The sequence below is a fragment of the Tolypothrix tenuis PCC 7101 genome (genome assembly GCF_963874875.1).
GTDB lineage: Bacteria > Cyanobacteriota > Cyanobacteriia > Cyanobacteriales > Nostocaceae > Aulosira > Aulosira tenue.
The window spans coordinates 7,309,110-7,329,075 of sequence record NZ_CAWNJS010000001.1 but is presented as its reverse complement, the minus strand read 5'-3'; the positions used below and the strand labels follow the sequence as shown (position 1 = coordinate 7,329,075).

Sequence of the window (19,966 nt, the reverse complement as noted above, 5' to 3'; positions counted from 1 at the left end):
GTTTGGCAATTTAACTGCTCTGGAATGTATAGTCCGTGAAAAATTAAGTTAAATACTAAATCCGTTTTCCGTAGAGAATTTATCCCTACGGAGTAGTCTAGCATAGCAAACTACAGCCATCAAGAATCCTCTTGGGTGGTAGAAGTTTTACTTATGTATTGAAAGTGCATATTCGTTTGAGAAAGGTGCTGGTAGAACAATGATTTACGGAAATATGCCTATGATGATTTTTATTTTAGCTGCTGGATATTTGTTCACCGTTTATCTACTCTTGGCACTAGCAAAGCGAACAGGAAAAAACAGTGATGCTACAAATGTAACTTTGGCAGGGCAGCAGAAACATACACAAGAGCGATCAGTAGCACCAAAGGTGACTGAAGTTGTTAATAGTCAGTAGTCAAGGGGAGCCACTGCGGTCTTCTCCCAAGGGGAGACGCTAAAAGCGATGGTGTTTCCCCAAGTTGAGCAAGTGGCGTTCAAGGGTCAAGGGTTCGGGAAATTGTTCTGGACTTTAGACTCTTGACTCATAACTACTTCATCAAAAAAAGTTTTTTATAAGTGAGAAGCTTTAGCTTCACTGAAGCTAACTTCCTCAACTAATGGAGTATAGCCTAACCACTGCAATCCTGATTGGGCAAACTGTTGGGCACAGCCGCTAACCGCAAAGCGTGTGGGTAGTGGGGGATGTGTATTCCTTAAACCTAATAAGTCTAAATCTTGGATACAAGCGGTGACAACACTTACTGCTGGATCAACTAGCTTCACATGAGCAGGAAGAAGCGATCGCAGGACAGGGGCAAGGTGAGGATAATGGGTACAGCCGTAAACTAAAGTATCGATTTCCTGCTTGATTAAGGGTTCTAAATATGAGCGAGCCACTTCAGTTGTGTAGGGGTCATGAATCCGGTTTTGCTCAATTAGAGGCACAAATTCTGGGCAACCAACTTGCCAGACTTGGACATTGGGATCAATCTCTAGTATAGCTTGTTTATAAGCATTACTTTTAGCCGTGGCGGGGGTAGCAATCACACCAATCCGCTTGCCTTGTTGCACTGCGGCTCTAGCACCTGGGAGAATAACGCCCAGAATTGGCAGATTAAATTCTGCGCGGACAATATCTAAAGCTAAAGCCGAACTGGTGTTACAAGCCATGATTACCATTTTGACCTGTTGCTGTTGCATCCAGGTCAAAATTTCGCGCACATATTGTAGAATTTCTGCTTGTGAACGAATGCCATAGGGCAGTCGTGCTGTATCGCCAAAATAAATAACAGATTCGTTAGGAAGTTGCCGATAAACTTGTCGTAATACCGTTAAACCACCCACGCCACTATCAAAGATACCTATGGGCGAGCGTTGCGGTTCCTGATCGGAAAAATTATAAAGATTGCCTTCAAAGATGGAAGATGAGTACACGGGCAGATATGGGTTGAGGTTTTTTGATTTAAGATACAGGATTTAGTAGCCAATGTGTTAAGACTCATAAATCCTGTACGCAAAAGAAGTCTGATATCACCTCTTTAACTAGTAAGTTCTACTACATTTTTACCTTCTTTGTAAGTACTTGAGAATGCCATTAGCGATCGCTTCTGCCATTCGATTTTGGTAATCTGGGTTACCTAGTCTTGGATTGTCTTCTCGACCAGTCATATAGCCAGTTTCTACCAAAATTGATGGCATAGAACTCTTTCTGAGGACGTAAAATCGAGCTTTACGCGTGCCGCGGTCTTTGATAGTGCCAATATTCTGGAGAATCGACTTGCGGACAGTTTCGGCTAGACCATAACCGCTGTCATAATAATATACTTCTAATCCATTCACATCAGGACGGCTATCAACTGAGTTAGCGTGAACGCTGACAAATAAAGTCGCATTTACTCGGTCTGCGATATCTACCCGTCCTTGAAGTTCTACAAAGAAGTCAGCATCCCTAGTCAGTACTGCTTGTACGCCATTTTGCTGCAAAATTGTAGCTATTCTTTTACCAATTGGTAAAACAACATCTTTTTCTAGCAATCCACCTAAGCCAGGTGCACCAGAATCTTTCCCACCATGTCCGGGGTCAATCACTACTAGTAATTTGCCTCTAGGAACTGTGGGACGTGGTGTTGGCTGCGGTATAGTTCGGGGATTATCGGCTGGGTCTGGTAATTGCCCTTGGTTAGGTAGTGGTAAGGGTGGTAAAGCTACAGGGGGTATTCTGGGCGATGTAATTGCTCGAGAGCGTTGTAGTTGTAATGCTACTAACTGATTACCAATTTGGTTAAGTTCACCAATTTGTACGCCTGCGGCTGGTTGAACATAGACAACTACTGTATTTGGTTCTTGGGGTTGTAGTTTCACTCGCAGAATCGGGCTACTGGCGTTTAAGTCGGGCCCGTTCACCCTAGGAGCTAACTTAGCATTAGGAATGGTAATGCGGAACAAGCCAGAGGCTCTATCCCAACCACCTGTAGCAGATAAAGCTTGGTCACCACGAATTAGTAATTGCGTACCATTTCCAGCTAATTCTACAGATTGAATTGTCGCTGGAGAATTGGTACTGGGGATGACAACATTGGCATTGTTATTCCCAGCAGGTAATCTCACCCCACCACTATTGGGTAAAAGTACAAAGCCGCCCACACTGCTATTACTGGCTCGCCAATCGGGACTATTGCTATCTACCCGCATTGTCATCCGCACTACAGGCGGTTGTGATTGTAATTGGCTAAATTGAATGCGATTTACGCCATAGCGGTTAATTGAGACATCCTGCTGCTCAAATGTGGGTGCCAAAGCAGCCCCAGCAATATCAATATTAATTGTCTTTCTATCTTCAGTGCGATTGACCTGAATCTTGGGGTTACCGCCACTGGTACGGATGAAAAATCCATCACCTGTGGGTTGTAATTTCTGAATTTGAGTTGCGCCTGAACTAGAGTTAACCGCAGTGCGATTATCGATGGGGGTAACCGGGGCGGTTCTTACTACGTTGTAAATATTTCTCGGTGGTAATTGGCTAGCAGGTCTTTGAGCAGGAGTGATAGTTCGAGGAACTGGTGTTTGTTGCTCTGGAAGATTATTAGACGCAGACACCTGCTCCATTTTGGGATTAGGTAACTTCACTGACCAACGACTAGCAGTGATACCTGTAAATTTTATTTGTTGGGGGTCTATGGTGTAACCAGGGTTCAGTTCGACCACAATGCGAGTTGTTTCTGGATCAAACTGTCCCACACGCACTGAACGAATTCCACCGCCTACTGGTTGCGTCACCTGAGGGCGACCAAATACTGTTTGTGGTAAATCAATTACCAAACGAGTAGGGTTGAAAATGAGTTGCGCCTTTGGTTGTACGCCACCGGCGGTGTTGATTTCTAACTGATTTTGATTGGCATCAAAACGCCAAGATTCTAGTCTCGCTGCAAAAGCTGGCGACGACAGTATGAAGATGGTTCCAAAAGTACCGGGTAGTAACCAGTGTAATTTCACAGTCCTTTCTCCTGATTCGCATTCATGGGAGCCGTTAAGCTTTCAAAATATTGATAAATCCTCACACCGTCACCGCCCAAACATTAGCTTTAATGCAGCAAAAACCTTTTGCACTGGCATGGCATTAACAACATACTTAATGGCGTGAAATTTTAGCATATCTCTGCAAATTGGCCATGCTGTTAATGCAGCAAAATTCCACCTCCAAAGCATTAGGGTACACCAAAAAAAGATAATTAGAATTAAACTCACCATTCAAGTATGAAAAATAAAGGATAAAGCATGAAAAAACCGAAATTTGTCCAGAGTAAGTAAATTGAATTAGGTCAAACAAGAAAGAGATATTGCGAGGATTAACTGCGCTATAAGTCAGTATCTTGTTTTGAAATAGGCGATTTATGTATCATGTCTGTGCTTCATACTTGACGCTGGACACCTTATCCTTGAGTTAACTGTTTGATTGCTAGTAATTAATGCACCTAGTGTAAAAATCCAACTACTCTTAACTTGTGTACCGAGGCTGGTGACAGCCACTCTTTAATATTTAGAAAAATATTTTATAGATGGGTGTGTCGAACTGTACAGATGAGATTAATTGCCTTTATAAGGAAGTTGGCGTTGTCTGAAAAATATTGCTGATTGTTGATTGTAGATGAGGAAAAAGATTTTCATCGAGAATTATGGGATGTTACTGTTATTTGCTGTTTTGAAAATGGAAAATGAGTATATTCATCTTTGATCCGGTAATAGATTATATAAGTGCTTATCTTGGCGAACAATCTGGGCTATCTAGTGAAATTACTCAACTTTTGCTGCTTGATTATCTTTGTTTAAGATACTGGAGGATACCGCGAGCGATCGCTTCCGCCATTTGATTTTGATAATTTGAGCTTTGGAGGTTGGCAACATCCACTTGACCAGTTAAATAGCCAGTTTCTACCAAAATAGAAGGCATAGAACTTTTTCTGAGGACATAAAATCTAGCTCGTCGCACTCCGCGGTCTCTGACATTTAAACTTTGGAGAATGTTGCTATGAACAATGCGAGCTAAACTGAGACCACTGTCGTAATAATACGTTTCTAATCCATTCACATCAGGACGACCTGCACCTGCTGAATTAGCATGAATACTGACAAAGACATCAGCTCTTGCTCTGGCTGCCATCACAACTCGCCCTTCCAAGGTGACAAAATAGTCAGAATTACGACTCATAATTACTTGCACGCCATTTTGCTGCAATATCTGTGCCACTCTTACGCCAATAGGTAAGATGATATCCTTCTCACGCACTCCACCAATCCCAATGGCTCCTGGATCTTTACCCCCATGTCCGGGGTCAATTAGCACTACCATTCGCCCATTAGGAATTGTGGAACCTGAACCAGGTAGAGGAGGATTGCTATCTGGCAGATCTGAAGGCGATCGCGGTGGTAAATCGAGAGGTGGTCTAACTTGAGAAAAGCGTTGTAATTGTAGCGCTATTAGCTGACTACCAACTTGGTTGAGTTCGCCAATTTGCACTCCGGATGCTGGCTGAACTAAGACAACTACTGTATTTGGTTCTTGGGGTTGGAGTCTTACCCGCAAAACGGAACTAGTAGCATCTAAAGCCGGCCCTTTAACTGTGGGAGATACCTTAGCATTGGGAATTGTAATGCGAAACAAACCAGAAGATCTATCCCAACCACCTGTTGCAGATACAGCTTGGTCAGCACGAATCAGCAATTGTGTGCCATTCCCCGCTAATTCTACAGATTGAATATTGGCTGGGGAGTTGGTAGAAGATGTTACAGGCGGACGATTATCATCTTCGCTTGATGCCACGCCACTATTATTGGGCAAAACAACTAACTCACCAACTCTGCCATTAATAGCCCGCCAATCAGGGCTATTACTCTCTACCCGCATTGTCATCCGCACTACAGGCGGTTGATTTTGTAATTGCCTGAATTGAATCCGATTCACGCCATAGCGGTTAATTAAGATATCCTGTTGGTCAAACCTTGGTGATAAAGCAGCGCCAGAGATATCGACATTAATTAACTTTTTGTCCTCAGTCCGGTTAACTTCTATCTTCGGGTTACCACCACTAGTCAAGATAAAAAATCCATCACCCGTGACTCGTAATCTCTGAATTTGAGTCACTCCGGCTGTGGTGTTCACCAACGGGGGTAACTCAGGTTTGGATGTAACATCTGTTGCAGGTGCATTGTAAACATTGCGATCACCAGATGGTATTTTCACCACTTCTGGATCGGGTAATTTTACAAGCCAACGGCTGTCATTAATCGGCGTAAATTGCACCCGCTTGGGGTCTATAGTATAGCCTGGGTTGATTTCGACAACGATGCGGGTTGTTTCTTGGTCAAACTGTCCCACACGAATTGAGCGAACTGCTCCGCCAAAATTTTGCGTGACTTGGGGACGGCCAAATACAGTTTGTGGTAGATCAATTACTAGACGAGTAGGGTTGAAAAGTAATTGTGCCTTCGGTTGCACAGCACCCATCGTATTGATTTCTAGCTGGTTTTGATTGGCATCAAAACGCCAAGAATCTAGCCTCGCTGCCAACGTTGGTGATGCTAGCAACAAAACAGTTCCTAACGTACCAGATATTAACCAATTTAGATTCAAAGTCATTTCTGCTGATTCACATTCATGGGAGTAGTTAATATTTCAACATATTGGTAAATTGTCACACTTGCATCACCTAAAATGAATTTTTATGCCTATTTGAGCTTGAACATTGCTATTAAGACCTAAACTTAAGAGCATCAAATTTGCTACAGGCTTTGATTTTGCTAGCGATCGCATCAGACCACAACCACAAAAAATCACCAGAATTGACTTTAAGCAGTAAATCCCAGTCAGTAAAACTTGAATTAGTCAGGTAATTGAGTTCAAGTTATGCGATCGCTAGCAAAAGTTGTGAGTACAGAGTCTCAGTAAAAAATACTAGTCTCTATTCCCTTGCTCATACTTGGTGTATGCCGTTCATGACTACTACTTACTTCTTCACTGCTGAAAAAATAACCAACGAAAGATAGTAAAACAGGGAAAAGCTAGCAACCGATCAGAGGACAAATACTGGTCTGAATGAGAAAAAACCAAATTAACAATCTTACGGGACGGACACTCAAAGCTATAAGTTTCCCATGACTATAGGAAAATACTCAAGTACATTGAGAACTATAGATCACGGAATGCTACGTAGCCAACACCAAGAGCGATCGCATTTAAGCTGACTGAGTTCTGAATCATTACAACTCAGAACACAGTCTTAATCTACCTCAGTAGATAATCAACAGGGTGTTTCTACTTAAGAATCCAATTAACTCTCTGAAGAATCCGGAGCCGATTCTAAATTAGCGACATCTGGCGATTGTGCGGTGATCAACTGAGGTTGTTCGATGGTTAAGGATGTAGCACCAGCACCATCTAATACCAATTTCTCTGTATCTGTTGTTTTGCTAGCTGGATCTGGAAAGACAAACCGTAACAACGGTGGCGCTAAAAAGGTTGTCAAAATTACCATCATGATAATTGCTGCTCCCAGTGGTTTGGAGAGTGCCCCACTAGCAGCACCAACACCAGCAAATACTAATCCTACTTCGCCTCTGGGAATCATCCCCACACCAATGGCTAAACGGTTGATTTCTGGCTGACCAAACACTGTTAAGCCTGTAATTACTTTTCCAATAATGGCTACGATAATCAGGAAACTAGCCATGATTAAACCTTCCCGATTAGTGGGAATAGCAGGGTTTAATACACCCAAATCAGTTTTTGCACCGACAGTGACAAAGAAAATTGGCACTAACATATCGGCAATGGGAATGACTTGCTTTTGCAATTCTTTACGCTTATCTGTCTCTTCCAAGACTAAACCAGCCGCAAAAGCTCCCAAAATTGCTTCTAATTGGATTACAGCAGCGAGATATGCCATGACAAAGGCAAAGATGAATGCTGGAATTACCAATTCACCCCGCGTTTTGAGACGGTTGACAATTCTTACAAAAGAACTATTGAAAAAATTGCCTAGCAAAATTGCACCCAGCAGGAAAGCAGTTGCACTGATAATTAGAAAAATGACTTTAGTGACATCTACTTCACCATCTTTAGCCAAGCTAGCAACCACTGCCAAGACAATAATTCCTAGTACGTCATCAATTACAGCCGCACCCAGAATAATCTGCCCTTCTTTAGAATTGAGTCGCCCAATTTCTGAAAGTACCTTGGACGTAATCCCAATACTTGTAGCAGTCAACGCTGCGCCAGCAAAAATTGCTGGAACAGCATCAATACCAAACAAAGTCATCAACCCCACAGTACCAGCCGCAAAAGGTGCTACTACCCCGACGACTGCAACAATCGTGGCTTGGATACCAACCGCCATTAAGTCTTTTAAGTTCGACTCCAAACCAATTTCAAATAGCAGAACAATTACACCTAGTTCTGCTAAGACAGAAATCACTTCTGAGTGTGCTGCAAACACACCATCAGCAGCTTGTGGAGTTAACCCAGCAGTAGATTGTAGGAAGGCAATAATTAAAGAACTAGAACTATCTGTACCACCTTCAGGAAATACTAAAAGGTGCAACACAGAGATACCGACGACAACACCGCCTACGAGTTCGCCTAAAACTGGGGGTAAACCAACCCTGTTAGATAACTCTCCGCCAACTTTGCTAGCGAAGTAAATTACCACTAAACTCAGCAGCACTGCTGCCATTACCATTGAACTGTCTACTGTTTCTGTGGCGCTGGCCAACAGGGGAACAGAGGAGCTGATTGCATTTAAAAACTGCATTGGTTCTGCAAAAATCTTTCTCTTTAATTTTTACCTGTTTCCACGAGAAGGCTGCCGCTATCTCTTGAGATTAAGGCAGAAAGCAGGGGGAGAGGAAATAATATTTAGTTACGCAAGATGTGAATAGAAACCTTATTCTTACGTAACTTTTCACAAGAGTGTTAAATTTTGCTGTCTGCTAACTGCATTAAGCGTTGCCAATAGGATTCCGAAACTGGGACGACAGATAATCTAGGGAGTCTTAGTAAGTCAAAGTCTATAAAAAAGCTGTCTTGCTTGATTTGGGCTAAGGTAACGGGCTGTTTGACATTGTTGACTGCCCTTACATCTACAACTGCACGTTTGGCATCATTTAATGCTGGATCAGCGTAAGGTTGACTGACTATCTCTGCTACACCTACAACCTGCCGTTCTCTACCTGTATGGTAAATCAAAGCCAAGTCACCAATCACCATTGTTCGCAGATGTTTCAACGCTAGAGGATTGTTGACTCCATCCCAAACTGTACTGCCTTCTGTTGCTAAATCAGAGTAGGAATAATTATCGGGTTCAGTTTTCAGCAGCCAATACGCCATCAAAATCTCCACAGTCAAACAATTTTAGATTTTAGATTTTAGATTTTGGATTGACCCCGTAGCGAAACAGGGGCTTGAAGATTTTATATTGATTCCACAGCAAAACGGCGGCTTGTACCATCAATGAATTATTGGTTAGGTGTAATTTTTTTAGTTTCAAAAAATGAAACCATTTCCGTTTTTGACTGTAACAGTGTCAAAGTATAAACATACAAATCGTATCTATTCAATCCCATAAGAATTGTGAAAACTTAGTGGTGGCGGTTGACTATGCACAGTTAACCGTTAAATCTTGATTGTTAGATATGCTCTATGACAAATATCCGAGATAACTTTTTTGAGGAGTGCAAATTTTATGTTGAGAGCCGCTTTATCATCCGGTTCACGGTTTAATGTTGGCAATTTTTGTAAAACCCTACCTTTAGCTTTGCTTGTCTGTGTAACTTTTATACAGCCAGGGTTAGCCCAAGAAAAAGAAAAATTGTGGCGTACACTGACTGTGAGTGGTCGTGGTATGGAATCAATTCCTACTACCTTATCTTTAGTTAACTTAGGGGTAGAAATTCAGGGTAAAACAGCCCAGGATGTACAGCAAGAAGCAGCCCAGCGTTCAGCAGCTGTAGTGGCGCTACTCAAGAGCCGGAATGTAGAGAAATTACAAACCACAGGTATTCGTTTGAATCCAGTTTATAGTTATACCAATAACGTGCAGCGAATTACTGGGTATGCTGCTAGCAATACCGTTAGTTTTCGGATTGCAATCGAAAAAGCTGGCCCCTTATTGGATGAAGCTGTAAAAGCTGGTGCTACACAAATTAATGGTATTAGTTTTGTGGCGACTGATGAAGCGATCGCAGCTGCTCAAAAGCAAGCACTCAAAGAAGCTACCCAAGACGCGCAAGCACAAGCACAAGCAGTTTTCGGTTCCTTGGGTTTGACATCTAAAGAAATAGTAAGCATTCAAGTTAACGGTGCGAGTGCGCCCCCACCATTACCCGTTTTATACCGTGCTGAGTCTGCGAAACTAGCTCAAGCTGATGCTGCAACTCCCGTCATTGGTGGCGAACAGCAAGTAGAAGCATCAGTGACATTGCAAATTAGTTATTAGTCAAGAGTCAACACTCAAAAGTCCAGTGTCAAATTATATTGACACTGGACTTTTGACATTGGACTTTTTTAAGTCTGATTTAAAAATGTTCTGGGGATGAATCTGACATATCCCCATCTCCATCTCGCTTGGAACCTAATAAATCTAGTTGGTCTACTTGTATAACTGGTGATGAACGGGTGGCTCCGGTTTGGCGATCGCTCCATGTGTCAAACTTTAAGGAGCCTTTAATAGCAATTTGTCTGCCTTTACGCACATAGTTACCTGCTACCTCGGCAGTTTTTCCCCATAGTTCCAAATTAAACCAGTCGGTATGTTCTCCATCTCTAGTGCGCCGATTCACAGCTAAAGTTAATTTACACTTGACACTACCAGACTCGAAATATTTTATATCTGGGTCGGTGCCTACACGACCAATGAGGGTGACAACATTTATGCTCATGTGCGTTACCTTTCAGTACATACGTACTTATTTATTCTGAATTCCATCATAGCGAATTGTGAAAGTGTTGAAAATATGTTAAAGAATTAGCAATATAGTTGCGTCTAAAAATGATACAAATTACTCAGAAGATTGTAGAAAAGTTTACGGATATACTGAGTCAATCACAGAATATCGAAAAATAGAACGACTGAGTTGTCGTAAAGATTGCCAAAAGTTATTGAAAAAAATAGCCTGCTTTACTGGACTCAGGATCAAAAACATAATAGAATCCAGCACGATTAACTTAACCATTTTAATCATCAAGTATTGCAAATAGGGGGCGTAGGACGCGTGGGTCTTTTCAGGAACTTTCGCTCATCGTGGGATATGGGTATCGACCTCGGTACTGCTAATACCCTCGTTTATGTATCTGGTAAAGGTATTGTACTCCAAGAGCCTTCGGTAGTAGCAATCGATCAAAACGAAAAGATTGCACTGGCTGTAGGCGAAGAAGCTAAAAAAATGCTCGGTCGTACACCAGGAAATGTGATTGCGCTCCGCCCTTTGCGGGATGGTGTAATCGCTGACTTTGATACAGCCGAGCTGATGTTGAAAAGCTTTATTCAACGCGTTAATGAAGGCAGATCGTTGATTTTACCCCGGATTGTCATTGGTATTCCCAGCGGTGTGACGGGTGTAGAAAGACGAGCAGTGATGGATGCAGCTACCCAAGCTGGCGCTAGAGAAGTTTATTTAATTGATGAACCAGTCGCTGCGGCTATTGGTGCAGGACTCCCAGTTGCTGAACCAACTGGCAACATGATTATTGATATTGGTGGCGGTACTACAGAAGTAGCAGTACTTAGTCTTCAAGGTACAGTTATTAGTGAATCTGTTCGCATTGCAGGTGATGAACTAACAGACTCCATCCTGCAATATATGAAGAAAGTTCATAATTTGGTGATTGGAGAACGTACTGCGGAAGACATAAAAATTCGCATCGGTTCTGCTTATCCCACCAATGATGATCATGATGCGATTATGGAAGTCCGAGGCTTACATTTACTGTCTGGTTTGCCTCGAACTGTGACTATTAAAGGCCCAGAAATTCGTGAAAGTATGTTGGAACCGCTATCAGTAATTATTGAAGCGGTGAAGCGGACATTAGAACGGACACCTCCGGAACTAGCAGCTGACATTATTGATCGAGGAATTATGCTTGCTGGTGGTGGTGCTTTACTGAAAGGATTAGATACTCTCATTAGCCATGAAACAGGTATCGTCACACATATTGCTGCCGATCCTTTATGTTGTGTGGTTTTGGGAACGGGTCGTGTGTTGGAAAACTTCAAACAGCTGGAACGGGTATTTAGCGGTCGTTCTCGCAATATGTAATAAAAAATATCAGATATTGAGTTCTAAATACGTAGAATTCACTATCTGATATTGGGTTTCCTATAAATAGAACCCAAAATTCTTCACAATATTCAAAGATATAAAAATCGGGTATGGATAGATGGTTATCTTACGTCGTTGGTGGGAACGCAAAGGTCTACAAATTGGATTAATCGCTCTGGTCTTAAGTAGCGCTTGGATTTTACGTCAAACCCAAGGAGCGCTACTACTGGAGATGTATCAAACGATTACTCGTCCTTTGCAAATGTTGCAGACGGGGCCTACTCCAGAAGAACGCTTGAAAGATGCGCGGACACTGGAGTTGCAAACGCGTATTGCTGATTTAGAAAGTCAAAATAAAAAGTTACAAAATTTGTTGGGATACGTAGAGAAGGAGCCAGCTACTTCTCGCCCAATTACAGCGCGTGTAGTTGGACGCAGCGCTGACCATTGGTGGCAGCAAATTACCTTGAATCGCGGCTCAAATGGGGGAATTCAAGAAGGTTATATTGTGAGGGCAGAAGGCGGATTGGTAGGTTTGGTAGAAAGCGTCACTCCTAACACCAGTCGCGTTTTATTAATTAGTGACTTAAAAAGCCAAGTGGGTGTCACCATCGGTCGTACCTCAGCCAAAGGAGTTTTGCGCGGAGATTCTTCAGCGGAAGCAGTGCTGGAATTTTATGAAAAAGTTCCGAATGTGAAGGTAGGCGATTATGTTTCTACCTCCACTTATAGTCAAAAGTTCCCTGCTGGTGTCGCAGTTGGCAGAATTAAATCTTTAGATTTAAAGAAACTTCCGGCTTCAGTTGCAAAAGTTGAACTTTTCCCACCAATTCGATCGCTCGATTGGGTATCTGTATATCCAAAACCCGAAAATCCCATCCCAGCAACAGAAAATCCTCAGCCGACCAACCCAGAACCGCCAAAATCTAATTAATCAGTTTGTAATTCGTAATTCGTAATTCGTAATTCGTAGTTTGTAATTAGAGATAGTTTCAAACGATTATTTACACCAACTGCAATATGAGTGGGTTAAATAGTAACCCACGTTGCACTCAGGTCGAAAACTGCCCAGATGTCAAAAACGCAAACTCTATAATTTTGTTGCGTAAATCCTCATTACGAATTAGAAATTACGAATTAGTAATTAATTCTTACCCTCCCCATAACTGTTGCACCACCATGAAGATGCCTGCATTTACTGGTCGCCGTCCAAATAAGTCAAAACCGTCAGCGCGGAGAGCCAAATTTAAAATCCCGCCACTCGCACGTTGGAATCCCCGCACACGTCAGTTTGTCGATTGGGCTGTGACAGTGGGATCTGTGTTGTTATGTTTGCTGTTGTTACCAGCCCGTTTACCAGGGATGGAACTATTAGGGATTGGGCCGAACTGGTTGTTAATTTGGGTGGTGGCTTGGAGTGTGAAACGCACAGTTTGGTCTGGGGCGTTTGCTGGTATAGTTTTGGGCTTACTTCAGGATGGTATGACATCGCCTAACCCCACTCATGCCTTATCGCTGGGGATAGTAGGAATGTTGACTGGTTTGCTTCAGAAACAGCGTTTTATTGAAGAAGACTTTATTTCTATTGCCTTGATTGTCTTTGTAATGGCAGTTGTTGCTGAGACAATTTTTGGATTGGAGTTGAGTTTAATGGGCGATCGCAAAACTGAATACATCTGGACTTATTATCAGCGCGTTGCTTTAGCTTCTGCTATCCTCAGCAGTCTTTGGGCTCCAGTAGTTTACTATCCCCTGAATCGTTGGTGGCAAGAAATGAAATTATTAGAGCAATCTTAAATTTGCTGCGCCCATTAGTTTTTGGGTGTAGCTAAGATTAGGGAAAACACTATTTTGCAATTAAATAAATCAAGCTGAGGGCACAACAATGTTGTGTCCTTTTGATTTTTCAGCAACATTTAGGCTTGGAAGTGCAATGTTCTTGTTTTGAGCTAGAACATTCTTGTTTTCAAGTGCAACGTTCGTGCTTTTAGGTTCAACTTTCTCGTTTAGAACTCGAAGATTCTCGTTCTGAAGTGCAACGTTCTTGTTTGGAACTGGAACATTCTTGTTTTGATGTGCAAAGTTTGTGCTTTTTGCTTCAAAGTTCTCGTTTAGAACTCAAATGATGCACCTTTGAAGACTTCCCATGAAGAAAATACCAAAATCGTAAGGGCACGGCATCCAATAATTTTCGGTACAACAGATGTCTTATCGGTGCCGTGCCCCTACAGGCGGGATAATTGATTGTTTGGTGTTGCTTTATCTTTAGAACCCCATCCCTAGCCCCATGCCCCAGTAAGTTAAGATCACCAAAAGTAAAACCTGAATATTACTGTGAAAATCTCGCGCAAAAGAGCAGCTAGCGTGGAAAATATTGAGAGTGTTCCCCAAAATTATGGATAATTCCCCTGTGGTCGCTCAAGCAGATGCATCTCTACCTAACTACACTCCAGAAAATACACTTCCAGTTGATTCAGCTGGGAACAAGGTAGGGAGTGATTTTGATTCCCTGATGATGCGGCGGTGTTTGGAACTCGCCCGTCGCGCTTTGGGACGCACTTCCCCAAATCCATTAGTGGGTGCAGTGGTTGTTAAGGATGGGGAAATTGTGGGCGAAGGGTTTCATCCCCGTGCTGGTGAACCTCATGCGGAAGTTTTTGCGTTGAGAGCAGCGGGAGAAAGCGCTCGCGGTGCTACAGTCTATGTCAGCCTCGAACCTTGCAACCATTACGGGCGCACTCCCCCTTGCTCGGAAGGTTTGATCAATGCGGGAGTATCAAAAGTGGTTGTGGGGATGGTAGATCCAAACCCACTGGTAGCAGGTGGCGGGATTGCGCGGTTACGTGCTGCAGGAATAGAAGTTTTAGTGGGCGTGGAAGAAGCAGCCTGTCAGCAACTCAATGAAGCTTTTGTCCATCGTATTCTTTACAAACGCCCTTTAGGTATTTTGAAGTATGCCATGACTTTGGATGGCAAAATTGCTACCACATCTGGTCATAGTGCTTGGGTAACAAATCAAGCAGCCCGCGGTGAAGTTCATCAACTACGGGCTGCTTGTGATGCTGTGATTGTGGGCGGTAATACTGTGCGACAGGATAATCCTTACTTAACTAGCCATCAGGTAGGAGCCCATAATCCCTTGCGGGTAGTGATGAGTCGCCATCTCGACTTGCCAGAAAATGCTCACCTGTGGGAAACAGAGGAAGCTCCTACTTTAGTGTTAACGGAGGTAGGCGCTAATCCGAATATTCAAGAAATGTTACGGCAAAAGGGTGTGGAAGTGGTGGAGTTCACGTCACTCACACCAGATAATGTCATGGGGCACTTGTATGAGCGGGGTTTTTGTAGCGTTCTGTGGGAATGTGGTGGTACTTTAGCTGCAAGTGCGATCGCACAAAGAGCGGTGCAAAAAATTCTTGCCTTTATCGCTCCGAAAATCATTGGTGGTAGTCATGCTCCCACACCTGTAGGCGATTTGGGTTTTACCACGATGACTGAAGCTTTAACTTTAGAAAATGTTCGCTGGCGTGTAGTTGGTTCTGATTGCTTGGTAGAAGGCTATTTACCCCGACAACATCAATAGCCATAGCCTAAATTTACTGCCCTCACATCACATTGAGGACTAAGATATTGCGATCGCTCTCCTCTTAACACTGTCGTTCATAAGCTAAATCGCGAATCAAAGACAAACGAGATTGTATGTAATCACACAGAAAATCCGTTTCTTTCGGTTCTAACAATGCTTGGGTGTTGGTTTGTTTGACTAACCATTGCACCAAAGTAGCATCGTCTAGCTGTAATAGGGTCTTGGTTTGCGCGGTTTCAACCACAGACCATAGCTGACGCATAATCGTAGGAGTCATCAGACCTCAATTTCATTATTAGCTTTAGCTGTTTTCAGATTACACAATTCCAGCAGCAAATAACGGAATGAATGTCGAAGCTGAGATAAGTATTATTAAAACCTTAATAAACTGATTTATTTCTTTATAAACGTTCAGAATCAGTTATTTAAATTGACAAATTCTTTTGAAGATTTGACTAATATTATACAGTATATATGCTTAATTATACTAGTGTTGTTTGAAAAAACAAAAGTTAGTGCAATTGCCTACAACCAAACACAATTACATAAGAATTGGTATAATTTTCGACTTTATAATTGCTGCTGGTAATAAATCTCTATTGCGCCTACAGCTTTTAATAAGGGTGAATCTAAATTCTCAATCCAATCAGCAACTTCCCGCGCCAAGCCTAATGTGACAGTTCCACCTGAAGGTTCAAGGCGATCGCTAATCGTTGCAGCTTTAATTTGCTTTAGTTGATTGATTAAGTTATTTAATCTATCTGAAGAGGGATATCCAGTATCAAGCATTGTGTTTCCTACATCCAGCGCTCGATCAATCAGCTTCAGAAATTCTACTTTTTTTGCTTCCATCTTTTTTAATTAGAGATATTGGTAAATAATGTTGCGATCGCCGTTCCTGAGAAATCCAGTTTTTGGATGCTGGGAACCAATATTCAAAATTGCGATCGCAACTTTGTACAAATTTTATCTGGCAGTAATGAATTTAGCGCCCTTGATAAGGGAGTTCCAGAAAATAAATTATCCCACTTTCAGAGGAACAAATTCTTTCTCCTCTGCTGACATAGCGTAAAGCCTACGGCATAGCTACGCTTAACGCGTAGCGTCCCGCAGGGATGGAATATTTTTTTAATTAGAAGTCTGTAAGGGACACTTAAATTCTGCTACTTGCAATGGGGTTCCTTCAGACCATGTTAAATTTGGATCTTTGGAATTCTGAATAAATATTTGCTGTCCGCCACCTGGATAACATTGTGATGGTTCTTGAGGCGCGACTATTCCTTGATAAACTTTTGTTCCTGCAGGGACAGTGACTGTTAACATTATTTTCGCTTGGTTGCCCCATTCTTGTTTTAAGGCTAATTTTCTAATTACTTCTACATTATTGTTGTAAAGATTGGTGGTGAGATATCTACCAAATTTATTACTATCACTACTGAAGTAACGGTAGTAAGTTTTAGCTTCTGTGAGTTCCACTTCTTGACATTCAGATTTTAAAAATGTTACAGCAATGTCTGTGGGTAACGGGCAAGTAGAAACAGAAGTAGAAGTAGAAGTATTAGCCTGTGCTTGTAAGTTAGCTTGGTTTGCAGCTTTATTTTGAGCCAAGCTACTGCTAGTCAGAGTAGTAAGGGAGAGAGAGCATAAAGCAAGGGTGGTAAACAAAGGCTGGTATTTTGCCATAGTGGTTTTGAAATCAAAAACTCATTGTTGTTAGTATATAGTTATACCTTTATTGATTAAATTTGTACAGGACACCTGTAAGTAAATAGTGGATATCTTCAATCACATATAAAAAATAGCTCCCCGAATTAACATCGGGAAGCTGAAAGGTTAACCAAAGCAAACTTTAGCGAAGATTACTCATGATACTCAACCCAGCTATTCGCTGTTTCTGAAACCCTTACTTTGAGTTCTACATTTGGCGGTAACTGCTGCTTAGTTCGGTCATAAATATACTTGGCAATCATCTCAGCAGTAGTTTCATATTCTGGAGGTAAGACTTCATTAAGCACGCAGTGGTCGAGTCCTCCTTTAGTTACATCTTGTTTCGCCCAACGCAAAGTTCTAAAGTCAGCCACCATAACCGGATGTGGACAAAATTCCGAGGAGTGAAGTTGTGATGATTTTGCCTCCATTCTGACTTTATAGGTATGCCCATGCATCCGGCCACAAGGGCCATCGTAATCTTTGATGTAGTGAGCGCTATCAAATGTAAATTCTGTTACTAGTTTCCATTCGGGCATTTTGCAATCACCATAACGAGTGCTAAGTCAGGAAGCAATTTCAACTTAGCACACAGCAAACCTGCCCCATCAGGTTGTCAGTTACGTATTCCATAACTACAGGTTGTTGACTATAGCGTCCTGATTGCTGTTCGAGAAGCGATCGCCTTTGTAAAGACAAAAGTGCTTCTAATAATTCTCCTTCAGAGATTTGCGGTACAACATCTTGTTGTAATTCCGTTAGCGTTACCCAGGTTTGTTTGAGTGCTAGGGAGTACATGACTTGCTTTTCGTTAGCAGACAGGCGGTGAAACTGTTGCTCTAAAATTACCCAAATATCACCGAAAACAACTGGCCCTTGCTGTAAAAATTGGGAAATATCGCCATCAAATAAGCTCTGGATAGTCGTTGCAGCAATTTTCAATGCTAAAGGATTACCTGTATAAGACTGAATTAGCTGCTTAGTTTCGGCTGCTGAATTGGCTAATCCTTTACTGGAGAGGATTTGCTGCGATTCTAATTGTGGTAATCCAGTTAATTGAAGCGATCGCACTGGCAAAGTTTCACCTTCCCTTGCTGTAAATCCGCTAGGAGTCTCTCTAGTAGTAAATATCAAGCAACTTTGATGTAATTCGTCTCCTACACGCCGCAAAAGTTGACCATATCCCTCATATCCAGGGGAATAATGTCCTGCTGTTTCCCCTTCTCGAAAAATCGATTCAATATTATCCAGCAAAATCAAGCAGCGTTGGGAGCGTAAATACTTGATTAAGCAGGAGATTTGACCATCTGTGGTCTCTGGTAAATTTTCTTCTGTCTCTTGCGAGAGAAACAGAATTAAATCCGCCAGAAGAGCAGAAATTGGTGGACGATTGCGAAGACTACGCCAAATTAAAAAATCAAACTTACTCTGTAACTGTTCTGCTACCTTCACAGACAAAGCTGTTTTACCTATTCCCCCCATTCCTAGCAGCATTACTAAGCGGCATTTTTCTTGGATAATCCACTTTTCCAGTAATGCTTGTTCTGCTTTGCGTCCATAAAAAATTGAAACATCTATCGCTTCTCCCCAATCTTGACGGCGCTGGGGTTTTGCATTGGGAAATGCTGTAATGCTAGATCCTGCTGATTCTGCTGGTACAAGGTTGGCATAATACCTTCGCAGCACTGTTTTAACGTTACTTTTAGCGATGTTTTCTCCCAGTGCTTTTGAAAGTGTCTGCCATAACCGAAAGCCTACATCTCGGATGTAATCATCGTCATAACCTGAGCTTTCAGCAATTTCTGCATAGGTATATCCTTTCCAGCACAATCGCAATACTAACTCTTGAATGTTACTTAAATGCTTTGTCTGCAACACTCTGTCTAATACCAGCATTGCTTGCTCGAAAGTTAATTCTACGGCTGTCACATAAGGTCGTCCTACTAAAGCTGCACTAACCTATCAACGCTTCATCAAGATTTTATGCAGTCAACCCATCAATTTACATTTCTTAGCAAATTGGGTAATTGGTCATGGGTAAAACCGATTGCTCCTTTGCTTCCTCATCCCTCGCATCCCCAGTCCCCAGTCCCCAGTCCCCACTTAAAAATCCCCTCAGTGATATAGGGAAATCTAAAATATCACTAAGGGGATAGTTTTTATCAAAAAAATTTCTCCAGTATTTCACACCACTTAACCCCTTGATCAAAGCAGGTAATATGTTATAATCATCTGCGTTGATTAGTGGTTATGCTCAAAAACGGGGCGCAGCATTAGTAGTAATCGTGTTGTGGTTCCGGTTCTGGTTGAGTCATTGCAAAGTTTGATGCGTCGTAAAGGTAGCGGCTTGCTTCCTCTTCTAAACGATGAATCAGATAAGGCTCGATCGCGTTGCCATGCCGCAGAGCGGCGAGATATCCATCCAAATACATCCGCATATCATCCATGCGATAACCACGATTCCATAGCTCGACGAAGGCGTCGGTCAGTCTTTGGTAATAGCGGATGGTTTGTGTGTCTTGGAGCATAACTGCTGAATTAATCTCTTTGGAATGAGAATTGTAAATGATTCACGCGGAAATGTGAAGTGTCACTTTCCCCCTGGCATTGAGTCAAAATCAATATCTCTGTTTTGGGCATTACCCTCCAGCAGCTACAACGTATTTAGATCCTATTCCAGAAAATCGAGAATAAGATTATTTGGTAAGCTATTTTTATAATTTACTTTTAGTAACATCTCAGCTTTATCTGTGTAAGTCAACACTAAACTGATGCAAGGTGCAATCTGTTTTCACCATCAAGCTGAAATATAAGAAACATAAATAGCTAAGGGTTGGCTTTTTGGTGATTTAGTTGTGCTGCATTACTGCGTTGTAGGAGCTT

General features: G+C 42.1%; 19 protein-coding genes. 7 read left to right on the top strand and 12 right to left on the bottom strand.

The window, feature by feature from the left end; all coding sequences use genetic code 11:
• Positions 1 to 199 precede the first annotated feature (199 nt).
• On the top strand, positions 200 to 397 hold the full coding sequence (locus AACU25_RS28925) for a hypothetical protein (protein WP_096581574.1): 198 nt from the start codon (positions 200 to 202) through the stop codon (positions 395 to 397).
• 155 nt (positions 398 to 552) lie between these two features.
• Here AACU25_RS28925 and murI read toward each other — a convergent pair whose 3' ends face one another.
• The 5 genes from murI to AACU25_RS28900 all read right to left on the bottom strand — a co-directional run bounded on the left by murI (position 553) and on the right by AACU25_RS28900 (position 8,860).
• Entirely contained in the window at positions 553 to 1,416 is an 864-nt protein-coding gene (murI, locus tag AACU25_RS28920; RefSeq protein WP_096581572.1) for a glutamate racemase, read from the bottom strand.
• 129 nt (positions 1,417 to 1,545) lie between these two features.
• Complete coding sequence (locus AACU25_RS28915) at positions 1,546 to 3,474, bottom strand: N-acetylmuramoyl-L-alanine amidase (protein WP_096581570.1); 1,929 nt, start codon at positions 3,472 to 3,474, stop codon at positions 1,546 to 1,548.
• Positions 3,475 to 4,294: 820 nt separating this feature from the next.
• On the bottom strand, positions 4,295 to 6,109 hold the full coding sequence (locus tag AACU25_RS28910; RefSeq protein ID WP_096584219.1) for an N-acetylmuramoyl-L-alanine amidase: 1,815 nt from the start codon (positions 6,107 to 6,109) through the stop codon (positions 4,295 to 4,297).
• Positions 6,110 to 6,806: 697 nt separating this feature from the next.
• The gene (locus tag AACU25_RS28905; RefSeq protein WP_096581568.1) at positions 6,807 to 8,285 is read right to left on the bottom strand and encodes a cation:proton antiporter; all 1,479 of its coding nucleotides are present in this window, start codon (positions 8,283 to 8,285) and stop codon (positions 6,807 to 6,809) included.
• 161 nt (positions 8,286 to 8,446) lie between these two features.
• Positions 8,447 to 8,860 carry an EVE domain-containing protein gene (locus AACU25_RS28900; RefSeq protein WP_096581566.1) on the bottom strand — a complete coding sequence of 138 codons (414 nt, stop codon included), beginning with the start codon at positions 8,858 to 8,860 and terminating at the stop codon, positions 8,447 to 8,449.
• Between the two features lie 355 nt (positions 8,861 to 9,215).
• Between AACU25_RS28900 and AACU25_RS28895 the strand changes: the two genes are divergently transcribed.
• Positions 9,216 to 9,968: an SIMPL domain-containing protein gene (locus AACU25_RS28895; RefSeq protein WP_096581564.1), complete on the top strand. Its 753-nt coding sequence runs from the start codon at positions 9,216 to 9,218 to the stop codon at positions 9,966 to 9,968.
• Positions 9,969 to 10,047: 79 nt separating this feature from the next.
• On the opposite strand, the gene AACU25_RS28890 is transcribed toward AACU25_RS28895, so the two are convergent.
• Positions 10,048 to 10,410: a single-stranded DNA-binding protein gene (locus AACU25_RS28890; protein WP_096581562.1), complete on the bottom strand. Its 363-nt coding sequence runs from the start codon at positions 10,408 to 10,410 to the stop codon at positions 10,048 to 10,050.
• Positions 10,411 to 10,779: 369 nt separating this feature from the next.
• Between AACU25_RS28890 and AACU25_RS28885 the strand changes: the two genes are divergently transcribed.
• The 4 genes from AACU25_RS28885 to ribD all read left to right on the top strand — a co-directional run bounded on the left by AACU25_RS28885 (position 10,780) and on the right by ribD (position 15,373).
• On the top strand, positions 10,780 to 11,787 hold the full coding sequence (locus tag AACU25_RS28885; RefSeq protein ID WP_045868139.1) for a rod shape-determining protein: 1,008 nt from the start codon (positions 10,780 to 10,782) through the stop codon (positions 11,785 to 11,787).
• Positions 11,788 to 11,908: 121 nt separating this feature from the next.
• Positions 11,909 to 12,724 carry a rod shape-determining protein MreC gene (gene mreC / locus AACU25_RS28880; protein WP_096581560.1) on the top strand — a complete coding sequence of 272 codons (816 nt, stop codon included), beginning with the start codon at positions 11,909 to 11,911 and terminating at the stop codon, positions 12,722 to 12,724.
• Between the two features lie 245 nt (positions 12,725 to 12,969).
• Positions 12,970 to 13,587: a rod shape-determining protein MreD gene (gene mreD / locus AACU25_RS28875; RefSeq protein ID WP_096584216.1), complete on the top strand. Its 618-nt coding sequence runs from the start codon at positions 12,970 to 12,972 to the stop codon at positions 13,585 to 13,587.
• Between the two features lie 598 nt (positions 13,588 to 14,185).
• A complete protein-coding gene (gene ribD, locus AACU25_RS28870; RefSeq protein ID WP_096581558.1) occupies positions 14,186 to 15,373 on the top strand; it encodes a bifunctional diaminohydroxyphosphoribosylaminopyrimidine deaminase/5-amino-6-(5-phosphoribosylamino)uracil reductase RibD in 1,188 nt (395 codons plus the stop codon).
• Between the two features lie 64 nt (positions 15,374 to 15,437).
• On the opposite strand, the gene AACU25_RS28865 is transcribed toward ribD, so the two are convergent.
• Together AACU25_RS28865 and AACU25_RS28860 are read right to left on the bottom strand one after the other, a co-directional pair.
• Entirely contained in the window at positions 15,438 to 15,653 is a 216-nt protein-coding gene (locus AACU25_RS28865; protein ID WP_096581556.1) for a hypothetical protein, read from the bottom strand.
• A 293-nt stretch (positions 15,654 to 15,946) separates the two neighbouring features.
• The gene (locus tag AACU25_RS28860) at positions 15,947 to 16,228 is read right to left on the bottom strand and encodes a hypothetical protein (RefSeq protein WP_096581554.1); all 282 of its coding nucleotides are present in this window, start codon (positions 16,226 to 16,228) and stop codon (positions 15,947 to 15,949) included.
• Between the two features lie 18 nt (positions 16,229 to 16,246).
• Here AACU25_RS28860 and AACU25_RS28855 point away from each other — a divergent pair, with 18 nt between their 5' ends.
• Positions 16,247 to 16,438: a hypothetical protein gene (locus AACU25_RS28855; protein WP_190445799.1), complete on the top strand. Its 192-nt coding sequence runs from the start codon at positions 16,247 to 16,249 to the stop codon at positions 16,436 to 16,438.
• A 66-nt stretch (positions 16,439 to 16,504) separates the two neighbouring features.
• Here the strand turns inward: AACU25_RS28855 and AACU25_RS28850 are convergent, their stop codons facing one another.
• The 4 genes from AACU25_RS28850 to AACU25_RS28835 form a co-directional block, all read right to left on the bottom strand.
• On the bottom strand, positions 16,505 to 17,059 hold the full coding sequence (locus tag AACU25_RS28850; protein ID WP_096581552.1) for a hypothetical protein: 555 nt from the start codon (positions 17,057 to 17,059) through the stop codon (positions 16,505 to 16,507).
• A 176-nt stretch (positions 17,060 to 17,235) separates the two neighbouring features.
• A complete protein-coding gene (locus AACU25_RS28845) occupies positions 17,236 to 17,622 on the bottom strand; it encodes a 6-pyruvoyl trahydropterin synthase family protein (protein ID WP_096581550.1) in 387 nt (128 codons plus the stop codon).
• A gap of 40 nt (positions 17,623 to 17,662) precedes the next feature.
• Complete coding sequence (locus tag AACU25_RS28840) at positions 17,663 to 19,012, bottom strand: helix-turn-helix domain-containing protein (RefSeq protein WP_096581548.1); 1,350 nt, start codon at positions 19,010 to 19,012, stop codon at positions 17,663 to 17,665.
• A 344-nt stretch (positions 19,013 to 19,356) separates the two neighbouring features.
• Positions 19,357 to 19,611: a DUF6761 family protein gene (locus AACU25_RS28835; RefSeq protein WP_045868148.1), complete on the bottom strand. Its 255-nt coding sequence runs from the start codon at positions 19,609 to 19,611 to the stop codon at positions 19,357 to 19,359.
• Positions 19,612 to 19,966: the final 355 nt, after the last annotated feature.